Genomic DNA, 20,907 nt, shown 5'->3' on the forward strand with positions numbered 1-20,907 from the left:
TTATTAACCGCCGCCAAGTTCTCTGACCCGCTGCTCGACATATTGCCGCGCCGCATCTTGAGCAGGCAGAGTTAAGGTCGCCTTTTTAAACGCACCTAATGCCTTAACATTGGCTTGCGCATCTAGCGCCACAGCATAGCCAAGCCAGTAGCTGCCGGTTTCTGGCGCAACAGCTAGTAATTTTTCATAGGCCTGCTCGGCGTCAGCATAGCGTTGCACTCGGTAGTACAAGCCTGCCAACAATCCGTAGTAACTACTATCTTGTTCGTAGCTTGGCAAGTTCTTTTCGAGTACCGCAATGGCCTCTGCAGGCCGACCGGACTGAATAAACTCTGCTGCCTGCATTTTTGCGATGTGGTAACTCGGTAACGTGCCCTGTAAGGTCACCCTTAGCTTCAACGCTTCTGCACTTTGATTGGAGTTCAAATAAGCTTGGTGCAATAGCTCGACAAACTCGCCATCAGTTGCACTCTGGGGCATGAAGCCACTCAGCAGAAGTGCCGCATCGCGAGCCTGCCCTGCCGCGATATATTTTTTAGCAAGAAACTTAGCGTCATCAGCTTTACCATTGGAGGAGCGCACCACACTCGATTTTACTTGCGGCGACTCAATGGCTGCCTGCGTAATATCTCTATCGCGTTCAATAGCGCTGTTCGGTTCTGAGGCATGTGCAGCTGGCATTTGCGCAATTAAATCCCCCAAGCCGATTCTTTGAGGCGCAACTGTTTCAGCTCTTTCCAGCATTTGCGCCGCTGCTGTAATATCACCTTTTTTCGCAAGACTTATCGCAAAGGCTTTATAGCGCTTTGCCACCTGCTGCAAGCCGGCTAGCGCTCTAGGTTCCGTTGCATCAAGATCCAACATGGCCTGAAAGTAATGCACGGCATTATCTGACTCAGGTGTCATCAATCGATCCTTAGACAACGCAATAGCAGCGTTTTTATACAAAAGGTCGATCTGCTGCTGGCGTAACAAACTTAACTCTCGCTCCTGCTCGGCCTGCAGCGCCAGCGCCTTAGTCTGTTCCAACATTGCCTCTTGCGTTAACTGCGGGTCCGATTCTGCTAAAGAGTTTGGCGGAAGCATAATTGGTGATTGACTGGCCGCCACTGCCTGCTCAAGGTTCGAGCCAGCTGATGGCACATTGCCTTGCTCATTCATCGCAAGCGTCTCAACAACGCCAGGTGTTTGATCGGTAAGCTCGCCTAAATCGAACAAATAGAATTGATGGGCAGAAAAAGCAAACAGAAAGGTAAACAACCCGGATAATTTTAACCACCTAGCCAATGGCGTCGCGCTAACGAATTCAACCGAGTGCACATAATCAACGGCTGGCAAAGGATCGCCCGAACTGTCGCTCTGAGCCCTTTGCAGTTGATGTAATGTAGCTTGCGTTTCTGTCATGACATAACACTACCCAAATAAGCCGACAACAAGATACCACCGGCACCACCAGCAACAGGCCAGAGCCAGTTAACGCCCTGAGCAACGAAGCGCCCAAGCCGTCGCGCCTCGGGGGTATTGTTGATTGCAATAGCCAAGTGTTCTGAGTTCACCGACGTATCGCCAGCATTAAACGCAGCGATTAAGGCTTTATGAGCCAACAAATTTACCAGCCGAGGAATGCCACCGGAGCTCCAGTAGAGATACAAAAGCGCGGATTTAGAAAACACCAACCTATCGCAGCCGGCCGAACTCATTCGATACCCCACGTACTCTGCAACGCCCTCGGAGGTTAACGGCTGTAATCGTGCAGTAAATACAATTCGTTGTTTTAATTGTCGCAGATCAGATCTTTCGAGCGTTTCATCCAACTCGGGCTGACCAATCAACACCACCTGTAACAGTTTTCGTTTTTCCGTATCAAGATTAGTCAAAAGGCGCAAAGACTCTAAGGTATCGCGAGGCATGGCCTGCGCCTCATCAACAATTAACACCACCTGAACACTATCTTTTACCAACTGTAAAAGTTTGCGGTAAATCGAACCCATCAGCTGGTAAGCAGGCATATCTGCCGCGAACTCTGCACCTATTTCCGCAGCTACCAGCCCTTTTAGCTCATTGGGTGTTAAATAGGAGTTGGGGATATAAATAACCTTAAATTTGCCGTCTAACAGTGACAATAATTTACGGCAAAGCAAGGTTTTTCCTGTGCCAACCTCACCAACAATCTTGATAAAACCTTCATTATTCTGAACCGCGCCGAGCATAGTGTTAAGCGCGGCCCTATGGCTTTGCTTATTAAAAAAGAACTGGGTATCCGGCGTCAGCGAAAAGGGTTTTTCTTGCAGGCCGAAGAATTCTGTGTACAAGCGTTACTCCTTACCAAAGATTTCGCGATAAGTAACACCTAAGTCCTTAACGCGCTGATTGCTTGATTCAACATCTTTCAGGTAGGTGTTTGCGTCGACGACAGTTGGCCGCAACAGTATTACCAGTTCAGTTTTAACTTTTTTATAATTACGGGTATTGAACATGCCACGCACACCGGGAATATCACCCAACAGCGGGGTTTTTCCGTCAACTTCTTGCAGAATTTCCTGCATCAAACCACCAAGCACAACCACCTGACCACTCTCGGCTCGAACAATACTATCGGTTTCTCTAATATCCCTCACTGCCAAAGGTAGGGAAAACTTCTCATCACCTATTGTCAGGTTCTTTTCCTGATCAGAAACGCTACTGACCACCGGATGAATATGCAAAATAATATCGCCCGTGGCCGCGATCTGCGGAGTGACATCAAGCGCAATACCACTGAAAAAACTCGCCAAATCAATATTTGGCGTACTGGTGGTAGAGGAGGCATTAGAGGTTGTATTGCTCGACAGACCCGTCACGAAAAACTCATCTGTGCCCACGCGAATCACCGCTTTCTGATTATTCACGGTAGAAATTCTTGGACTACTCAACACTTGCACATTGCCCTGCTGCTCTAGCAAGTCTAACAGCTGGCTAATATCATTGACCTTCAATAGCGACGAAAATAGCTCGCCAGTTTCGGCACCTACGGTAATATTATTTGGCAACTCGAATTCAGACACATTGCGCGCCATGATTAATTGACCGCTGATTGCACTCCAGTTAATTCCAGCGGCAAACTCGTCACTTAATTTTACTTCGAGAATTTTGGCCTCGATAACCACCTGACGCTTTACGGTCATGTCTGATCGCTCGAGAAACTCCCGAACCGAAAACAGCTCGGCTGGTAGCGCCTTGACGATAACCATGCCCGCTTGCGGCGATATCATCACGCGACGCTGATCCGATTCACCGCCGATGATTGCGATAAGAGTTTCCCTTAAAGATGACCAAAAATCTGTCTTTGACAAAGTTTGGACTTGAGAACCTGCAGAAATTTGACCGGAGGAGGATTTATTATCTTCAGCGCTGCCAAACATGCCAAGTAAGTTGGGGTTAGAGCCGCTATTTGATCCACCTGAACGTGAGTTTCCACTGCTATTGCTATTACTGTTATTGCTGTTATTTGAATCTAGCCGACCGACCGGAACCGATGTATCGGAAATACCAACGCGCCGAACGTCCAAGTAATCAATCGGGAACATTTCCGTTCGATACTCCAACGGGTAGATCGTATAGATGCCGTTACGCTCTTTAAATTCGTAGCCATAAATATCGCGCGCCACTTCGAGCACCTCAAGCACAGTAACGTTTTTGAGGTTTAACGATAACTGCCCAGCAACCGCTGGGTGCACCACGACATTTGTACCGGTGCCATCAATAAGCCCGAGAAAAAAATCTTTCGCATTAACGTTGTGAACGGATACATCAAACCTAGGCACCACCGCGACAGCTGGCGCAGACTGGCCTAGCAAAGTGTTATTCACGCTATCAGGTACAGCCTTAGGCGCGGCAACCTTTTCTGCCTCAACGACCTGCGCCATTTCCTTTTCAATAGAAAAATCTGCTTCGCGGGTTGAGGATGTGCAACTCACAAGCAACGTCAATAAACACGGTAATAACCAACTTGGCGCAATCGCGCGCTCGCCCCGTAAATGTTGTTTCAACATAAGCTCCATCAAAACATCCTATTGAGTTGCACTATTCTTTTTAATTTGGCCATGCAACGCTAAGCGTTGTACACCGTCTTTGGTTTCTACCGCAACTTCTGCATCGCTAATCGCGAGTATTTTACCGCCGTTAACCCAGTCACCCACTTTAACCAATTTACCATTCACAATGGCTTTAGACTGAGTTGCAGATATAAAAATCGAATTCAAGGTGAAAGGCTGTGCCTTCGCTGACTTTTGGTTAAAACCTAAGGGCGAGGTTGGATCGGACAAGGGAACTTCCGCTCCGGTTCTAGCGGCACAAACCAGCAAAAGTAAACAAGTTAAGATTTTCACAGGTTTAGCCACCGACAGCACCTCGCTCAGTCGACAAGGTATACACCTTCAGCTCAATGTCGGCTTGCGGATACGAACTCACCTTGTAATCCAAGCTATCCCAATAAAAACGCCATGGTAGCGCCTCTAGGGTTTGTAAATATTCATTCAGGGCAAAATAGCCACCTTGAAGCGTTAATTTAACTGTATGACGGTAAACTCCTGTTGTCGGTGTGGTATCGGCTTGATCTTGCTGGGTGCTAAGCTGCAGCTCTTCAATGGGTAAGGTTTGAAGACCAACTAAAGACAGTTTTCCGGTTTTCAATAAGACGCTCTCTAAGATTAGCGGCAATTCGTGCGCGGGTACTAAGCCGACCGACATTGCAGCGAGTGATTGATCCAGCTGTTCGATGTCGCGCGCCAATTGCACTGCTTCTTGGCGCAATAATTTATCGGGATCTTGCTGTTGCCTTAACGCCAAACTGGCTAGCTCTGCCTTTTGGCTAGCAACCTTCGCATCCAAATCAATCTGCGTTCGCTGTAGCAATTTAGTCTCAGCGTCAATTTGCGCGCCAATAGCGAGCGACCAAATTAAATAAACCAAAGCTAAAACAACCAATAATACGAGCGCTCGCTCGCGCGTTTGCAGCTTCTCAAATTTTTCACGGTAATTTTTTATGGCTGACATGTTAACGCCCCGCCTTTGAAACTTGTGCGTCGCGGCTCAAACTAAAGGTAACGGTGCTGCCTTGCGAGCGCTCTAAAACTAAATGGCCGAAGCGACTATTTTTAAATGAAGCCTCAGATTGTAACCGCTGGAGATACTGTGGCACAGCCTGAGCAGATGCGGCGCTACCGCTAAAATTAAACTGTTTACCACCAGCATTGATCTGAAAGGCTTGCACTGAGATATTTTTCTGATGCTGCCTTGCCAAGGCCAATAGCTGGCTGGAAAAACCTTCGCTATTGCCTAAATTTTGCTGATTAATCAGTTGATAAATTCGCTGGCGCCGCTCCAAATCCAAACGCAGCTTGTCCACCTCTTGCTGCACCTGTGCCGCTTGGCTCAATGGTAATGCGGCTTTAATTGCAGTAATTTCCTGCGCTTGCTGGTCGAACTGCTGTTGAATTGCTTGGGTTGAGGTTAACAACTGGCTATTTTCAACCTTGCCAACAACGCTCAACAGGATTAATAACACACAGACAGCAGCGCACAGATATAGCGCCGCATTAAAACTTAACACTTCGTCCTTGGGCTTAAGCTCGGGTAGGTAAAGATTGACCTGCTGCCAACTCATGGCGCAACCTCTTGACGCAAACTGGCGCCGACGGCCGAAGCACACTGTTGCAGAATAGCTTCGTCAAATTGCTCGCTCGGCGCGACTAAATCGGTTAAGGAAAGCACGCCAAAATTGACGCCAAAGAAAGCACCGCGCAGTTCTTCGGTTATTTTATCGGCGCTGACATGTTCACCAAACAACCAAACATGAGCTGGAGGCACCTGCCCGAGTTGCCGCTCGTAGTAGTCAAAGGAACGCTGTAACTCGAGTACCAACGCTTCTACCGGCAGGTCATCTAACAATCCGGCCTGATAATTAATGGAAAAATTGCGGGATAAATACAAACAGTCGTTTTTAACCAGCGACAAACTGCCCTTTCCAGCACTTAAATGCACCAACGCAGCACCTCGGGGTCCACTGGATGCCACTCCGGCGAGGTTGCGGGCAGACATCTCATCGATATCAATGCTTTCTAGGTGCAGCTTAGCGTTTGCAACCGTCTCGATAGTGGCAAGAATGAGATCTTTTTTCGCCACGACGGCATAAACCAATTTTTGCCCAGAGCGGCCACAATCGTCGGCCAATGGTATGACATCGACCACGGCTTGCTCGAGCGGGTAGTTAATCAGGTCTTTCACTTTCCATTTAACGGCATCTCTCAACTCTTCCTCGGGCACCTTAGGCGCATCCATCATAAACAACTGGTATTGATCTTGGTTGAGTACCACGTTGCAACCTACGCCCGAAATACCCAACGCTTTAACGCGCTCGCCCAGTAATTGGCTCCGCTCGGGCCAGCCATCGCTAGACGCCAAAGATTCGCAGGCTTTCAAGTGAATTTGATCTGGGTTTCGCAGTGTGTAGACAAGGTTTATCTCGCCGCCATTAAACTGGAGGCCGCAGCGACCATCAGGTTGGGTGCGAGACCACAATTTTTTCAGCAAACCGCGTTCTCCTTGATAAGGCAGCAGATGGCGTTATTCCCTCTGGCCGACATAGAGGCTATCTGCCAGCGGTGAGGAAACTTAAACCAGTGATTTGACCGTGGCTATGGCCGGCAAAAAACGCAAAACCCCATGAGTTGTGCAAGTAATTACCGTAACATACCCGACTAGTTGTTATAACTGTAGTTTTATCAATAACTTCCCGCAAGGTTATCAGGCAAATACTCAACATTAACAACGCCAGTAAATTTGGCCCTGATCGGACATCAACATGATCAATATTGTACTTTACGAACCTGAAATTCCGCCCAACACGGGCAATATCATCCGCCTGTGTGCCAACATGGGTGCTAATTTGCACCTCATTGAGCCGTTGGGGTTCGAGTTTGACGACAAGAAGCTGAGAAGAGCTGGCTTAGATTACAGCGAGTGGGCTCAGGTAACGCACCATAAACACTGGCAGGCCTTTACCGAGATTGCCAATCACGAGCGACTGTTCGCGCTGAGCACCAAAGGCCAGCGAAGCCACAGTAAGGCGCAATTCCAAGCTGGCGACTGGCTGGTGTTCGGGCCCGAGTCTAGAGGCTTACCGGCCGATATCCGCGAATCGCTGGTGCCCGAGCAGGTATTGCGCATCCCCATGGTGGCCAACTCGCGCAGCCTAAATCTATCCAATGCTGTGGCCATAATGGCCTACGAGGCCTGGCGTCAGCTGGGTTTTATTGGTGCCGCTTAGGCACTAAACTAGGGCCTGCTCACATTTTTTGATTGTCACTGCTGGAACCGCACTTTCGTGTCCAGCAAGACCGGTGTAGCGAGTTACATAAGCGACTGACAACGCAATGGGACGCGAAAAAAGGCCAGCCCTTCGGATTGTGGCTAAAAATTCGCCAGCCATCGTTACTCATCACTTATTTGGAATAACACCATACCGCGCTCTTCGCGCTAAAAATGGCTGTTTTTATACCGCAACAGCGACAGGCAACATAGAGTAGACAGGCCCTAACCCCAAAATTACCAGCAACCGAGTTTAGTCATGGCAAATATTATTATCTTTGTCGGCACTGTCATGGGTACAGCCCAAGGCGTTGCCGAAGCAATCTCGAGGCAACTCAACCAAGATGGCCACACGGCCAGGGTGGAGATGGCTCCGAGAGCGATCGATCTCACTGAAAACAAGTCGGCACTTTGGCTATTTTGCACGTCCAATACCGGCGCCGGCGACTTGCCGGACAATATCCAGCCTTTTTATGATCAACTCACCACTGAATTTCCCGCCATTGCTGGCCAGCATTACCGCATGATTATCTTGGGCGATAGTTGCTACCCCACCTTCGCAGAAGCTGGTCACCGCCTAGATGCAGCCCTGGCCGATATTGGCGCCGTGCGCGACGGCGAACCCCTAGTTATTGATGCCATGGACGGTGACGACCCACAAGCTCAGGGCTTGGCCTGGCTCAAGACTTGGATAGATGACGTATGAGCCACGCACCCATTGGCCTGTTTTACGGTTCGTCTACCTGCTACACAGAAATGACGGCTGAAAAAATCCAACGCTATCTTGGCAGCGACCTTGTGGACAATCTCAACATTGCCGAAGCGCCGCTGAACCTTGCCAATCAATACACCTTTCTGATCCTTGGCATACCCACTTGGGATTACGGCGAGATCCAGGAGGACTGGGAAAACCTATGGCCCGAGCTAGAAGGTATTGATTTTCACGGCAAGCATATAGCCTTGTTCGGCCAAGGCGATCAGGTGGGCTACCCCGAGTGGTTTCTGGACGCCATGGGTTACTTGCACGACAAGCTCGTGGCCGCCGGCGCCCTTCCCACGGGCTATTGGCCTGTAACCGGTTACGAGTTCGAGGCCTCGCAGGCACTAACAGCCGATCAACAGTGGTTTGTTGGCTTAGCGCTAGATGACGAAAATCAATTTGAGCAAAGTGAGGCGCGGATACAACAGTGGTGTGACGGGCTAAGGCGTGACTGGGCGCTGTAGGGTTTGGCACTTCACCGAAGCGCCAAACCCAAGCAGCAAGGAGCGAGGTTAGGGCAATAGCAACTTCCAAAGAATCAAAATGGAGGTTGCTAGCATCACGATCCAGTTGACTAAAATGCCGATTTGACGAGGTTTAGTCGGCCCGGCGCTGTGACCTAGGCCCCAGATATGTAGCAGACGAGCGACAAACAAAGCGCTCCCCGCGGTGTGAATCAACCAAGCGGCGCCGCCGGTGGCTTCCAGCGCAACAATAAGCAATAAGCTCATGGGCACGTATTCAACGGCGTTGCCGTGCACGCGAATTATCCGCTCTAAATCAGCGTGACCGCCCGAGCCAACGCCAACACGGTATTTCAACCGAGCGCGCACCACTAACATGGCGAGCACTAGAATTAATAAACCACACAGTGCGATGTACAAAGGTGAAACAATTAAGGGGTAGGTCATAATGTCCTCAAACGCTTTATAAGTATTATGGCAAGAGCGAGTTAATGGCGTGAATTTACCCCATTAGACGTAAAATTGCAGCTTTACCACAGCAAAACTCCTGAGCTAACCACAAATCCAGTGACCACAACCTTGAACGCAAATCCGCCGATACATACGCCTCACACCTTAAGCTGGTCCGAGGGGCTACCCTTTTCCACCCAATTCGGCGACGTTTATTTTTCCATTGACTCTGGCTTAGAAGAGAGCCGCCACGTGTTTCATCAACACAACAACTTAGCGCCACGCTGGCAAGCGCTTCCAGCCCAAGGCCAGTTTGTTATTGGTGAAACGGGCTTCGGCACTGGGCTCAATTTTCTCGCAGCGGTTGAGCTTTGGTTGCGCACCGCGCCGGAAGATGCCCGCCTCTATTATCTTACGGTGGAAAAATTTCCCCTCAGCAAGATTGAACTGCAACAGGCACTGGCGCTCTGGCCGGATTTATCGGCGTTGAGCCAAGCGTTAATTGCCGCCTACCCAGACCAGCTGGAAACGGAAATTTATCCCCTCAGCCTGTTTAACGGACGAGTGCAATTACTACTGACGATTGATGATGCGACAGCAGGCTTCAATCAACAGATACATCGCCAGCACCCGGACTTCATCGTCGCAAAAACGGCCGTGGATGCATGGTTTCTCGATGGCTTCGCGCCCAGCAAAAACGCCGACATGTGGTCTAGCGAACTTTTCGCGACACTGGCTTTACTGTCCCATCCTGAAACAACCTTCGCCACCTACACCTCTGCAGGGATGGTGCGCCGCGGCCTCGCTCAAGTCGGTTTTGCGGTTGCCAAACAAAAAGGTTTTGGCCGTAAACGGGAGATGTTAAGTGGGCGTTTCCGTGGCCCACCGCCGGCCGAAGATGAGAAAAAAAATACCGCCGATTCTGCTCATATACGGCTAAAGAAAACGACCCCCTGGCAAGCCTTTAAACTCCAACCAAGCGGGCGCCGCGCCTGTGTTATCGGCGCCGGTATTGCCGGTTGCCACACAGCGCGCGCGCTGGCGGAGCTGGGCTGGCAAGTGACGCTGGTGGAAGCCAAGGCGGCACCAGCACTCATGGCTTCAGGCAATGCGCAAGGCATCGTCTACGCAAAGCTCTCGCCAAAACGTCACCCTCAAGGGCGCTTTAACATCACCAGCCTTAGCTATGCGCAAGCCGCCTATCGTGCATTTTGGCAAGCGCGACCCGATCACGGTGACGCCTGTGGGGTTTTGCAATTAGCCGCCAAAGATGAAACCGCGGAACAACAAAGCGCCTCCGCCGCCACCCTAGCGCCCTCCCTTGCCCGCGAAGTAACTGCCGAACAGGCGAGCGAACTGGCTGGCCTTGCATTGAACAACGGCGGATTATATTTACCCAATGCCGGCTGGTTGAATCCGGCCGAACTGTGCGCGTGGCTAATACAGCACCCAAATATAAACAGCCGATTTCACACCAACATAGAAACATTTGAAGCCACGGGTGACGGGCGCTGGCACATAGCCTCGACAACTCATACTCAGGTGACCAGTCAGACAGAGTGTTTTGACACCGACTTACTGGTGCTCTGCTGCGCCGACCAAGCCAAACACTTCGCCCACACCCAACACCTGCCACTTAAGCGCATCCGCGGGCAAGTGACACAACTACCGGCCACCGAAACCAGCCAACAGCTGAAAACAGTGGTCACACAAGAGGGCTATCTCGCGCCCGCCTTTGGCAATAGTCACTGCGTTGGCGCAACCTTTAATTTGAAGCTCGATGACCCAGCACCAAGGCACGAAGATCATCGCGCCAACCTCGCATTTTTAACCAACCTGAAGGATTTTTATGGGCAAGCACTACCCGATGCCTCAACCTTAAGCGGCCGCGTAGGCTTCCGATGCACCTCGCCCGATTACCTGCCACTGGTGGGCCCAGTTGCGAAGGAAGATGAGATGGCTGAGGCTTACGCGCTGCTGGCCAAAAATGCCAAAAGAGTGATACCGAGCGCTCACCACTACTGGCCCAATCTGCTGGTCAACCTCGCCCATGGTTCAAGAGGCCTCGCTTACACGCCCATTTGCGCACAATACATCGCCGCCCTCGCCAACAACCTTCCGGTTCCCATCCGACAAGACCTGTGCGCTGCACTGAACCCGGCGCGCTTTTTAGTCCGCGATATCGCCAGAGGTAAGCGCTAAAGCCAAGGCTCTTCTACACTGTAAGGATTCATCGCGGTCAACCAAAGGTAACCCTATGCTATTGCACGCCGGCAGACGCAGACAACAACTGCAACCTGGAACCGATTCCATACATAACTTTTACGAGGCCCAGGTTATGGACGAAATCATCAATCGTAGCGAGCGAGCCCAAGAGGATGCCGACTTTCTCGCCGACGTCGCCTGTGTCGCACTCAATCACCTACCACCCCGTTACATCAGGCACGATGTCGATATGAGCTTCTTCCTCTCGCCGCAGGAGCAAGAAGAAATGCAAAAGAAAGTACGCAAGGCAGTCAAAGACGCGATCAAATACGTGAAGTCGCGGGAGCAAGAAGCCGAGATAGCAACAGACGCTACTTAAACAGCGCTCGATTGAACATCGACCGGCCGCGTGAGCAACTGAGAGCCAGCACCACAGGCAATCACCGTTTTCATCGCCGCCTCCACAGACACATGGGGCAACAAAATAATGCAAGAAGCAGGCAAGTGGTACACGATACCCGAGGTTGGAATGGGGGCTGTTGGCATGAACACAGAGTAATCACCATTATCGTGTTTAGCCGTCACAATGACGGTCACAGTCACCGGTGATTCAGGGCCATAAATTTTAGCTAATGCCACTTGCCCCGACAGCAGCGAGCTCGAGGAGCCACCGCCTAGGAACTGCCCGACAACATCACTAATAGTCTTATAGCCGGGCGCAATGCGCTTCAGCACGCGCTCTATTTGGCCCAGCAACCAAGCCCCAACGCGGGTTTTAACCAGCAGACCGATTAAACAAAACACCACCAGCAAGCAGCCGATCACCACGGCATCCACTAAGGTTGCCGATAGGCCTAAATGCGGCCGCAGCGCCGCAGTCACTGGCGCGATGAGTGCACTGATAACATCGTAAAACCAGGTAAACACCAGCAGAAAAATGCTGATTGGCAACACCACGGTTAAACCGCCTAGCAGGGTCAACCAGATAAATGATTTAATACGCTCCAATGATTTTCCCCCGAGGAATGATGTGCGTGCGTAATGTAATCGCAATGAGCTCAATTGTCATGGTTATGTTGTTGACCTCAACAACACTCGTGGCGGCCAGTCGCAGCGAATCAACGCCAAGTAACTTAGCATACCAACAGATCGGCACCCGCTCTCACCCTAACCTTGCCTTCACCCAAGGCTTAATCATCGATCAGCAAGCATTCGTTGAATCGAGCGGCTTGTACAAACAAAGCTTTATTCAACGCTACCCCATCAAAGAAGGTTCTAATGCGCCAAGCCTAACAAAATTATTATCGAAGTCAGACTTTGCCGAAGGCTTGGCGTCTATTGGTACGCATCTTTGGCTCATTACTTGGCAACAAGGCATTGCCCGTAAATTTACCAGCGACACGTTAAAACAAGTAGAAATAGCGCGCTACCGGGGCGAAGGCTGGGGACTGAGCTTCGACGGCAAGCACCTGATCATGAGCGACGGCTCAGCCAAGCTACAATTTCGCACACCCGATGATTTTGCCCTGCAGCGCAGTCTCGAGGTAACCCTGAACAACCAACCGCTAAACGCCCTCAATGAACTCGAAGTGGCGCGCGGATTCATCTGGGCCAATGTCTGGTTTGACCCTCGCATTTACGCTATCCACCCGGGCACGGGACAAGTCGTGGCGATGATCGATTTATCCACCATCATCGAGCAGGAAAAAAAACTGCATAGTTTTGGTTTACAAAGGGATTCGGTCGCCAATGGCATTGCCTATGACGCCGAGGCGGACGCGTTGTGGGTAACCGGCAAGCGCTGGCGGAAACTGTATTTGATTCGGCCAATCGAATGGCCGAGACCCTAATCTTTAGGCAATTTGTAGCCGATTAACCCACCACCAAGGGCTGCCAACGCACGCCATTGCGACCTGCCTTCTTTACCAAATACATGGCCGCATCGGCCTGACGCAATAAAGCCGCGCCCAGCTCGACAATAGGAATTTTATGCTTGCGCGGCTCCCAACTGCTGACGCCAATCGACGCCGACAACGGAATGGGTTGTCCGGCGCTGGTTTCAATCGCCATGCCCTCTATGGCGGCTCTCACCCGCTCGGCCGTTTCCATCGCCTGCTCTGCATCGCAAGCCGGCAACAAGGCAACGAACTCTTCGCCGCCAAAGCGCGCCAACACATCGGTTTTACGCAATTGCTCTTGTAAAACGCTCGACACTTCGCGCAACACCATATCGCCATTGGCATGGCCGAAATTGTCATTAATTTTCTTAAAATGATCGAGGTCGACAAAAACGCAACTCACCGGCAAACAACTTCGTTCTGCGCGCGCTAACTCTAGTGCAAGGTCTTGCTCAAACGCCGCCCGGTTGCCCACTTGGGTGAGGGGGTCTTGCCGGCCTTCACGGCGAAGCTGCTCTTGCGCGACACAATGATCAATACACAGCGCTAGGATTGCCGCCATGTGCTGAATAAAATCCACCGCCTTATCAGGGGTAAAGCGCTCGGCCGTTTCGCTGGCCAAATGCAAGCTCCCCTGCAAAATACCTTTAGAGTAAAGCGGAATTAAGGCCGTACTCGCCACCGTGCCAGCGCCTGGGAACAAGCGCCCGTGGGTTAGCGCATCCAGCTCACCCAAAATAGGCTGCGTCGCCTGCCCCAATAACTGGTCAAAGAAATCCTGCCGATGGCGCAGCTGCACTTTGGGCACCCAGTGCTTTAAGTCCAGCGCTTCGAACAGCTGCTCGAACACATAATCTGGGTCGAACAACACCAAACTCATCGCTTTTAGTTTGAAGTGATTTGGCCCCTCCTTAATTAGCACCTCGAACAGCTCAGGTAAACTGGCAGCCTCGAGTAACCTGAACTCGAAGTCATGAAAGCGCCGCGCTATTTGTTGATTTTCATCAATCCGCAGCACCAGCTTTTCGATCAGCCCCTGTAGCCGCTTATTTTCAGCTTCGTGATCCAAAGGTCCTCCTGAGCACAGCCACCTCTCCCACAGCGTGTATACCGGTAAAAACTACCACGTTTAAGTTACCCCAAGGATATCGACCAAATCGCTGCCGACCCAAGGCGATTACGGTAGAATAGCCCGCAATTGGTAATTACGACTGAGACACCCATGACTGAACTACTCTCCCCAGCCGGCACACTCAAAAGTATGCGCTTCGCCTTCGCCTACGGCGCCGACGCAGTCTACGCGGGCCAACCGCGCTACAGCTTGCGCGTGCGCAATAACGAATTCAACAAAATCGAGAATTTGGCCTCCGCCATCGAGGAGGCCCATGCCATGGGCAAACAGTTTTACCTAGCCAGCAATATCGCGCCCCACAACGATAAGGTTAAAACCTACATTAGAGACCTAGAGCCGGTCATCGCCATGGGCCCTGACGCCCTGATCATGTCGGACCCAGGTCTGATCATGATGGTGAAAGAACAGTGGCCTGAGCAAGAAGTGCACTTATCCGTGCAAGCCAACGCCATTAACTGGGCCGCGGTTAAGTTTTGGGCCAAACAAGGCATTTCCCGCGTCATTTTATCGCGCGAACTTTCACTCGATGAAGTGGAAGAAATCCGCCAGCGCTGCCCTGAGGTTGAGCTCGAAGTCTTTGTTCATGGCGCACTTTGCATTGCCTATTCAGGCCGCTGCTTGCTCTCTGGTTATATGACGCACCGCGACCCGAACCAAGGTGCTTGTACCAACTCCTGCCGCTGGGAATACAACAGCCACGAAGCCAAAGAAAATGAACTTGGCGATCTGATCGCGGTAGAAAAACCCCAGCTCTTCGATCCAAACGACGAAGTACAACCCGTGCTGTTACAAGAAAAAAGCCGACCGGGCGAATACATGCCTGCTTACGAAGACGAGCACGGCACTTATATTATGAACTCTAAAGATTTACGCGCCGTGCAACACGTCGAGCGCTTAGTCAACATGGGTGTGCACTCTTTAAAAATTGAAGGTCGCACCAAGAGCCATTACTACGTGGCGCGCACGGCGCAGGTCTATCGCAAAGCCATCGACAATGCCCATGCCGGCATCGCTTTTGATATGAACATGATGCGCGAACTGGAGCACCTGGCAAACCGTGGTTACACAGAGGGATTTTACCGTCGCCACGTACCCAGTGAATTCCAAAATTATACGGCGGGCAATTCAACCAACGTCAATCAACAATTCGTCGCCGAGACCTTATCGGCGCAAGACAATTGGTTAACCGTTGATGTGAAAAACCGCTTCGAAGTGGGCAACACTATGGAGCTGATTACGCCACAAGGTAACCACCGCTTTAACATCGAACACCTCGCTAATAAAAACGGTGCAGCTATCGATTGCGCGCCGGGTAGCGGCCACATTGTAAAAGTAAAAATTCCAGATGAGATTGCACTCGGCGAACAAACCGATTTCGCTATGCTGATGCGCTATATGCCCTAACGACTGAACAAAACACTAGGCAGTGTGCCTAGTGTTTTACCGCGACTCGACAAGGTTCAACAATTGCGCGCTACCGAGATCGTGGCTTCAGAAGTCGGCCAATTTTATAACCCTGCCAACCCAGCATACGGGTAGCTGCCATAACGCCGCCCATTAAAGCCCCACCGACACCGGCGGTGACAACATCCGAGCCGGTGAGGTAGAGGTTTTTGATGGGCGTTTGTGGGTGCAATTTCGTTTGTTTAAAACGTGCCGGCGTGTGATCTAGGCCGTAGATTTCTCCCACTTCGTTCCATTGAAACCACTGAGTCGACAGCGGCGTTGACAGCTCTGAAAAATCGAGCGCGTCGCGCAATTGCGGCCGATGCTGGTACAAAATTTCCAACAAGCGTTCGCTGATCTCCTGTTTTAGGGCATCGTAATTATCGCCCCGCTTACTCCATTGCGTGCCTGTCCAGGCCATAAATTGATCGAGGCTACCGGTGGTCACAATCTCTACCGTACTTTTGTTTGGATAGTTTTCATCCCATTTCGGATCTTTGGTGGAGGGAAAGGAAATATAGATCAATGGAAATTCGCTATTATTGCTCGCCTTCGCCTTTTTCACATTGGTGTCGTGATCGGCATTTGGATAAATCCACAAATTGGTGCTATCCAAACCTAGCGCTTTAGCATCGCCCTTAAAGCCAGCATAAAGGCACAAATGCGCGGAGCTTAAGGGTATCGTCATTTTATCGGCCGCAAATTTTGGCTTTGCCGCCTCGGGCAGCAACTTGTTGACCGTTGGCCAGTAACCCGTATTACTCACCACTTGGCTCGCTAAAATTTCATCGCCATTGTTCAAGCGCACGCCAACTGCTTGGCCGTTTGTCACCAGTACTTGCTCGACGCCGGCGTAGGTAAACACCTCGCCGCCGGCTGCTTGAATCACCGGAATAATGCCCTGCGCTATAGCCCAGCTACCACCCACTGGGTAAGCGGCGCCGGCCAGGTAGTGCTTGGCGACCATGGCGTGCATGAGAAAACTCGACTCACAGGGCGGTAAACCGTAGTCGCCCCACTGGCCCGTTAACACGCCGATTAATTTTTCATTTCGAGTGAAGGTTTCCAACACTTGACGCGTGGTTTGAAAAAAATAGGCCGGGAAAAAACGCGGCCTTAATCTGTTGTAGAGTTTCGCAATACCGAAGGGTAGCGCTTGACCGGCGAAAAACAGCGGTACTTTGCTACTCACCGCTTGCAACAGCGCCACGTAATCTCGAATAGCCTTTTCCTCGTCCGGAAAATGCTGCACCAAGCCGCTAATAAAATTATCTTTACCGGCGACAAAATTAAAAGTTTCGTCACCCAAAATGATGCGGTCATAGCATTTGTTCATCGCCGCCCATTTGATATTGCCATCACTGATAACATCAAAAATACGCCGCAAAATCGACCAGCGCTTATGGACTTCGCCAATGTAGTGGACGCCAACATCCCACTCGTAGCCGGCGTTTTCATAGCTGTGGGTGTAACCACCGGCGGTATAGTGTTGCTCTAACACGCAGACCTTTTTGCCTGCCTTGGCCAATAGAGCCGCCGTGCACAGGCCGCCTATTCCAGAGCCAATCACAATGACATCGTAGTGCGTTGCCGCTCTGCCGGTTCGATAGCGTTTACCTGTTCTCACCGAGCGCTTGGCCGAGCGCTTCGCACCAGGTTCTTGGTTCGATGTCGCCTGAGTGTTAGCTGTCACAGCAAAATCCTTATCCGTTAGAGACCGAAGGGAGGCATAGCCACCACCACGGAACTATGCAACAATTTGCATAATGTACGCCACACCGCCAACATATGCAATAATTTGCATAACCGAACCAAAACGTCACATCAACACCCCGTTTGAGACCAGCCATGTCACTTAAACACAGCCTACTCGTTATGCTCGCGGAACACCCGGCGTCCGGTTACGATTTAAGTCAGCATTTTAAGGGCTCGGTGGGCTTTTTCTGGAACGCCAGCCATCAACAAATCTACCAACAATTAAAGGCCCTTAGCGAGGCTGGCTGGGTGCGCTTTAGCACCGAAACACAAGCCGACAAGCCCGATAAAAAAATCTATGAACTTACCGCCGAAGGTCGGCAAGCCATGACGCAGTGGTTGCGCGAACCCGCGGAAGTCAATAAATACAAAGACGCCCTGCTCATCAAGGTCTACGGTGGAGCACATATTGAAGCCGAGGTGTTACAGGCCGAAATCCAACGCCACCAACAGCTACACCAAAAAGGTCTCGCCAAACTTAAAGCCATAGAAGAAGAATACCTAGGCCTGAACCGAGACCAACAAAAGGCCATGCGCCTGCCCTACCTCACCTTAAAATACGGTATCAGTGCAGAAGAAAATTGGCTGCAGTGGGCCAACCAGTGCCTGGAGGCGATCAATGACAATACCTGAATCGAAAACGCTTAAATCGAAAACACCTAAATTGAAAACACCCAAGGTAGTGGTATTAACGGGTGCAGGCATTTCGGCCGAATCCGGTTTAAAAACCTTCAGGGATAACAATGGCCTATGGGAAGACCACAGGGTTGAAGACGTGGCCACCCCCGAAGCCTTCGCCCAGAATCCCGCCTTGGTGTACCGCTTTTACAACCTTAGGCGGGAAGGATTACTGGATGCAGAGCCCAATGCGGCACATTTAGCCTTGAAGGATCTCGAACACGCACTCGGCCATTCATTTTTATTGATTACCCAAAATGTCGACAACCTGCACGAGAAAGCCGGCAGTCGACAACTACACCATATGCACGGGGAGCTGACCAAGGCGCGCTGCACCCACTGCCATCAAGTTTTTAAATGGCAGCAAAATCTCGATGAAACCGATCACTGCCCGGCCTGTAATAGCCAAGGCAGTCTAAGACCGCACATTGTATGGTTTGGAGAAATGCCGCTATTTATGGATGAAATCTACCAGGCCTTAAGCCAATGCGAGCTCTTTATCGCCATTGGCACCTCGGGTAATGTCTACCCGGCGGCTGGCTTTTTTGACCTTGCCCGTCAAAACGGCGCCAAAACCGTCGAGCTAAATTTAGAACCGTCACTGAATGCCAGCGCCTTTAATGAAGGCCTCTACGGCCCTGCAACACAAGTCGCACCCGATTACGTGCAGCGGCTCATCAACACACTTAGTCCGTCGTATTGCTAATAAGCGTATGCAAGCGATCTGGGTAGTCGGTGATGATACCGTCCACACCCATCTCAATAAGCTCTCGCATTTCATCCAAGCTATTCACAGTCCAAATTTGAACCCGAACGCCGCGCTGTTTCATATCGCGTAAAAAGGATTCGGTAACCACCGTGATAGCGCCCGAGCGCATGGGCACCTGCAAGGCAACACCGGGCAAATCATACAAGTGTGATAAACCCATTTTTTGAAGAATGACGAGCTTCGTCACCTCCTCTTGCGACATAGACGTTGCCACCGAAGGACAATGCTGGCGAAATGTCTCCAAGGGCTCAGTGAAAAAGGAGCCCACTAAAACCTGCCCCTGCATATTGCGCTGCTGAATTAATTCGCACAGAGATTCAGCAATACTCGGGCTCAGCTGCTTAATCTCAATGATGTAGCGAGCGCCCGGCAGCGCTGTGAAAACATCTTGTAGTGCCGGTATTTTTACCCCGGTACCCTGCAGCGGTGAGCCGCTTAGTTTTTTAAAGCCCAACGCCGCGTCTAAACTTTGCAATTCTTCAAAAGTCTTATCTTTTATAAAACCCGTACCGTCGGTCATATCGTCAACGGTTTCATCGTGACTTAGTACCAACACGCCATCGCTACTAGCATGAATATCAATTTCAATAACATCAGCAGCGAGCTTATGGGACAGCAACGCCGCCTCTAGGGTATTCTTTGGCTGCAAGCCTTGGCCAGCGCCGTGTGCTATCACCTCAAAGCCAACATCTTGGTAAAAAGGATGATGAGTGGGTGCCGCCGAAACAAAAAAGCGCAACCCGGCATAAACTGCTAACAGAGCCACTAAAACCAGTGCGATTTTCTTCATAATTCCCATGGGTATCTGCTGTTCAGACTTGAAAGGCGCCCATGCTAACGCCTTAGCTAGCCATTGAACAAGCCTTCACCGGCGCGCATCTAGAGCTTTATGTAGATTTTCCGGCTGTGCAGCCACCAAGCCAACAGCCACAACAGGCCGAGATGCAAGAGGGCAAACACGAGCGAGGCTAGTTTAGCCGGCATGGCTAGGGCCAAGCACAGAAACAGCGAATCATATAAGGTGCCGTCTTCTGTAGCTACCAAACTGTAGCTTCGCACCCAAAGCCAAGACAAGGCGTAGATAAACAAGGGGTTTTGCCCCAGTATGGAAAACGGCTGCATTACCCAAGCGCCTAGCCTACCCCGCTCAAGCACCAATAAACCGGCTAAAAATAGCAACGCCAAACCACCGGTTAACAGCACGTATGCTGATGTCCAGAGGGATTTATTAATGGGCTCGGGTAAGCCATACGCCACAACAACAGAACAGATACCAACCACAACAAGCCCCAACACCAGCCGCCAAAACGACTGCCCCGATCGCAACCAGCGCGCGGCTTCAAAGCCGATTAGCACCGTGGCTGTTGCGGCGACAGTGCCCAATAAATTTTCCGGGTCAAACGCCAAGCCTTTGCCCGCCCACAGATGCGACTCCCCCAAAACCGCGAGATCAAAAGCGCGAAGAATATTGCCCTCTAACCCGTAAGGGTCGCTCGCACACAAAAGTAACGCCGAGTAAAGCACCAATATCGCCGCGATTAACACAAGGTTCCAATGCGGTCGAATGAACACCTGTATATAAGCCGCTAACGCGTATGCAAGACCGATGCGCTGCAAAACGCCGGGCAATCGCAAGCTTTCTAAATTCGTTAAAAACGGGTAGTACTCTAGGAATACACCTAGGGCCACCAACATAAACGCCCTGCGGGTGATTTTTTTACACTGCTCGAAACGCGTTGGCTGTGCGGAAGCCTGCCGGCTAAAAAAAAGAGCCGCACCCACAATAAATAGAAAAAATGGAAACACTAGATCGGTAAACGTCCATCCGTGCCAATCCGCATGCAAGAGTGGCGCATAAACAGCAGACCAAGAACCCGGGGTATTAACCACGATCATCAAAGCCAAGGTTAGGCCTCGCATAGCATCCAAGGCAATATAGCGACCTTTTGACATCAACCACTCCGTTGCAAAATAAAAAAAGGGCACACAAAGCGCCCTAAAGA

At 50.9% G+C, this 20,907-nt stretch carries 22 protein-coding genes; 9 read left to right on the top strand and 13 right to left on the bottom strand.

Translation table 11 applies throughout. The features are described 5' to 3' along the window. Positions 1 to 3: 3 nt before the first annotated feature. The 7 genes from QWY82_RS15405 to QWY82_RS15435 form a co-directional block, all read right to left on the bottom strand. On the bottom strand, positions 4 to 1,404 hold the full coding sequence (locus QWY82_RS15405; protein ID WP_290264141.1) for a UDP-N-acetylglucosamine--peptide N-acetylglucosaminyltransferase SPINDLY family protein: 1,401 nt from the start codon (positions 1,402 to 1,404) through the stop codon (positions 4 to 6). Next, a complete protein-coding gene (locus tag QWY82_RS15410) occupies positions 1,401 to 2,312 on the bottom strand; it encodes an ExeA family protein (protein WP_290264144.1) in 912 nt (303 codons plus the stop codon). Before QWY82_RS15410 ends, QWY82_RS15405 begins: the two co-directional genes overlap by 4 nt. Positions 2,313 to 2,315: 3 nt before the next feature. Further along, on the bottom strand, positions 2,316 to 4,040 hold the full coding sequence (gene mshL / locus QWY82_RS15415; RefSeq protein ID WP_290264147.1) for a pilus (MSHA type) biogenesis protein MshL: 1,725 nt from the start codon (positions 4,038 to 4,040) through the stop codon (positions 2,316 to 2,318). Positions 4,041 to 4,049: 9 nt separating this feature from the next. After that, positions 4,050 to 4,304 carry a hypothetical protein gene (locus tag QWY82_RS15420; RefSeq protein ID WP_290264149.1) on the bottom strand — a complete coding sequence of 85 codons (255 nt, stop codon included), beginning with the start codon at positions 4,302 to 4,304 and terminating at the stop codon, positions 4,050 to 4,052. A gap of 67 nt (positions 4,305 to 4,371) precedes the next feature. After that, on the bottom strand, positions 4,372 to 5,034 hold the full coding sequence (locus tag QWY82_RS15425; protein WP_290264152.1) for a hypothetical protein: 663 nt from the start codon (positions 5,032 to 5,034) through the stop codon (positions 4,372 to 4,374). Between the two features lies 1 nt (position 5,035). Next, a complete protein-coding gene (locus tag QWY82_RS15430) occupies positions 5,036 to 5,644 on the bottom strand; it encodes a PilN domain-containing protein (protein WP_290264154.1) in 609 nt (202 codons plus the stop codon). Next, a complete protein-coding gene (locus QWY82_RS15435; RefSeq protein WP_290264156.1) occupies positions 5,641 to 6,570 on the bottom strand; it encodes a type IV pilus biogenesis protein PilM in 930 nt (309 codons plus the stop codon). Before QWY82_RS15435 ends, QWY82_RS15430 begins: the two co-directional genes overlap by 4 nt. A 271-nt stretch (positions 6,571 to 6,841) precedes the next feature. Here QWY82_RS15435 and trmL point away from each other — a divergent pair, with 271 nt between their 5' ends. The 3 genes from trmL to fldB all read left to right on the top strand — a co-directional run bounded on the left by trmL (position 6,842) and on the right by fldB (position 8,571). Further along, positions 6,842 to 7,306, top strand: coding sequence for a tRNA (uridine(34)/cytosine(34)/5-carboxymethylaminomethyluridine(34)-2'-O)-methyltransferase TrmL (gene trmL, locus QWY82_RS15440; protein WP_290264158.1), 465 nt, complete (start codon positions 6,842 to 6,844; stop codon positions 7,304 to 7,306). A 300-nt stretch (positions 7,307 to 7,606) separates the two neighbouring features. After that, on the top strand, positions 7,607 to 8,053 hold the full coding sequence (locus QWY82_RS15445) for a flavodoxin domain-containing protein (protein WP_290264160.1): 447 nt from the start codon (positions 7,607 to 7,609) through the stop codon (positions 8,051 to 8,053). Next, positions 8,050 to 8,571, top strand: coding sequence for a flavodoxin FldB (fldB, locus tag QWY82_RS15450; protein WP_290264163.1), 522 nt, complete (start codon positions 8,050 to 8,052; stop codon positions 8,569 to 8,571). Before QWY82_RS15445 ends, fldB begins: the two co-directional genes overlap by 4 nt. Positions 8,572 to 8,619: 48 nt before the next feature. Here the strand turns inward: fldB and QWY82_RS15455 are convergent, their stop codons facing one another. Next, entirely contained in the window at positions 8,620 to 9,018 is a 399-nt protein-coding gene (locus tag QWY82_RS15455; protein ID WP_290264166.1) for an MAPEG family protein, read from the bottom strand. Between the two features lie 132 nt (positions 9,019 to 9,150). On the opposite strand from QWY82_RS15455, the gene mnmC reads away from it, so the two are divergent. Beyond that, positions 9,151 to 11,223 (top strand): bifunctional tRNA (5-methylaminomethyl-2-thiouridine)(34)-methyltransferase MnmC2/FAD-dependent 5-carboxymethylaminomethyl-2-thiouridine(34) oxidoreductase MnmC1, encoded by a 2,073-nt coding sequence (gene mnmC / locus QWY82_RS15460; protein ID WP_290264169.1) that lies wholly within the window; start codon positions 9,151 to 9,153, stop codon positions 11,221 to 11,223. A gap of 55 nt (positions 11,224 to 11,278) precedes the next feature. Then, complete coding sequence (locus QWY82_RS15465) at positions 11,279 to 11,605, top strand: late competence development ComFB family protein (protein ID WP_380736129.1); 327 nt, start codon at positions 11,279 to 11,281, stop codon at positions 11,603 to 11,605. Here the strand turns inward: QWY82_RS15465 and QWY82_RS15470 are convergent. After that, positions 11,602 to 12,234 carry a DUF502 domain-containing protein gene (locus tag QWY82_RS15470; RefSeq protein ID WP_290264173.1) on the bottom strand — a complete coding sequence of 211 codons (633 nt, stop codon included), beginning with the start codon at positions 12,232 to 12,234 and terminating at the stop codon, positions 11,602 to 11,604. The genes QWY82_RS15465 and QWY82_RS15470 overlap by 4 nt on opposite strands. A 26-nt stretch (positions 12,235 to 12,260) precedes the next feature. Between QWY82_RS15470 and QWY82_RS15475 the strand changes: the two genes are divergently transcribed. Continuing rightward, on the top strand, positions 12,261 to 13,076 hold the full coding sequence (locus QWY82_RS15475; RefSeq protein WP_290264175.1) for a glutaminyl-peptide cyclotransferase: 816 nt from the start codon (positions 12,261 to 12,263) through the stop codon (positions 13,074 to 13,076). A gap of 22 nt (positions 13,077 to 13,098) precedes the next feature. Here the strand turns inward: QWY82_RS15475 and QWY82_RS15480 are convergent, their stop codons facing one another. Beyond that, positions 13,099 to 14,193: a GGDEF domain-containing protein gene (locus tag QWY82_RS15480; protein WP_290264177.1), complete on the bottom strand. Its 1,095-nt coding sequence runs from the start codon at positions 14,191 to 14,193 to the stop codon at positions 13,099 to 13,101. Positions 14,194 to 14,346: 153 nt separating this feature from the next. Here QWY82_RS15480 and trhP point away from each other — a divergent pair, with 153 nt between their 5' ends. Continuing rightward, positions 14,347 to 15,660 carry a prephenate-dependent tRNA uridine(34) hydroxylase TrhP gene (trhP, locus tag QWY82_RS15485; RefSeq protein ID WP_290264179.1) on the top strand — a complete coding sequence of 438 codons (1,314 nt, stop codon included), beginning with the start codon at positions 14,347 to 14,349 and terminating at the stop codon, positions 15,658 to 15,660. A gap of 70 nt (positions 15,661 to 15,730) precedes the next feature. On the opposite strand, the gene QWY82_RS15490 is transcribed toward trhP, so the two are convergent. Next, positions 15,731 to 17,395 carry a phytoene desaturase family protein gene (locus QWY82_RS15490; RefSeq protein ID WP_290264181.1) on the bottom strand — a complete coding sequence of 555 codons (1,665 nt, stop codon included), beginning with the start codon at positions 17,393 to 17,395 and terminating at the stop codon, positions 15,731 to 15,733. A gap of 155 nt (positions 17,396 to 17,550) precedes the next feature. Here QWY82_RS15490 and QWY82_RS15495 point away from each other — a divergent pair, with 155 nt between their 5' ends. Further along, positions 17,551 to 18,090 carry a PadR family transcriptional regulator gene (locus QWY82_RS15495; protein WP_290264183.1) on the top strand — a complete coding sequence of 180 codons (540 nt, stop codon included), beginning with the start codon at positions 17,551 to 17,553 and terminating at the stop codon, positions 18,088 to 18,090. Further along, on the top strand, positions 18,077 to 18,841 hold the full coding sequence (gene cobB, locus QWY82_RS15500; protein ID WP_290264185.1) for a Sir2 family NAD+-dependent deacetylase: 765 nt from the start codon (positions 18,077 to 18,079) through the stop codon (positions 18,839 to 18,841). Before QWY82_RS15495 ends, cobB begins: the two co-directional genes overlap by 14 nt. Here the strand turns inward: cobB and QWY82_RS15505 are convergent. Both QWY82_RS15505 and QWY82_RS15510 read right to left on the bottom strand, forming a co-directional pair. Continuing rightward, complete coding sequence (locus tag QWY82_RS15505; protein ID WP_290264186.1) at positions 18,822 to 19,703, bottom strand: glycerophosphodiester phosphodiesterase family protein; 882 nt, start codon at positions 19,701 to 19,703, stop codon at positions 18,822 to 18,824. The genes cobB and QWY82_RS15505 overlap by 20 nt on opposite strands. Before the next feature lie 80 nt (positions 19,704 to 19,783). After that, on the bottom strand, positions 19,784 to 20,857 hold the full coding sequence (locus QWY82_RS15510) for an acyltransferase family protein (RefSeq protein ID WP_290264189.1): 1,074 nt from the start codon (positions 20,855 to 20,857) through the stop codon (positions 19,784 to 19,786). Positions 20,858 to 20,907: the final 50 nt, after the last annotated feature.

The sequence above is a fragment of the Simiduia curdlanivorans genome (assembly GCF_030409605.1).
Lineage (GTDB): Bacteria > Pseudomonadota > Gammaproteobacteria > Pseudomonadales > Cellvibrionaceae > Simiduia > Simiduia curdlanivorans.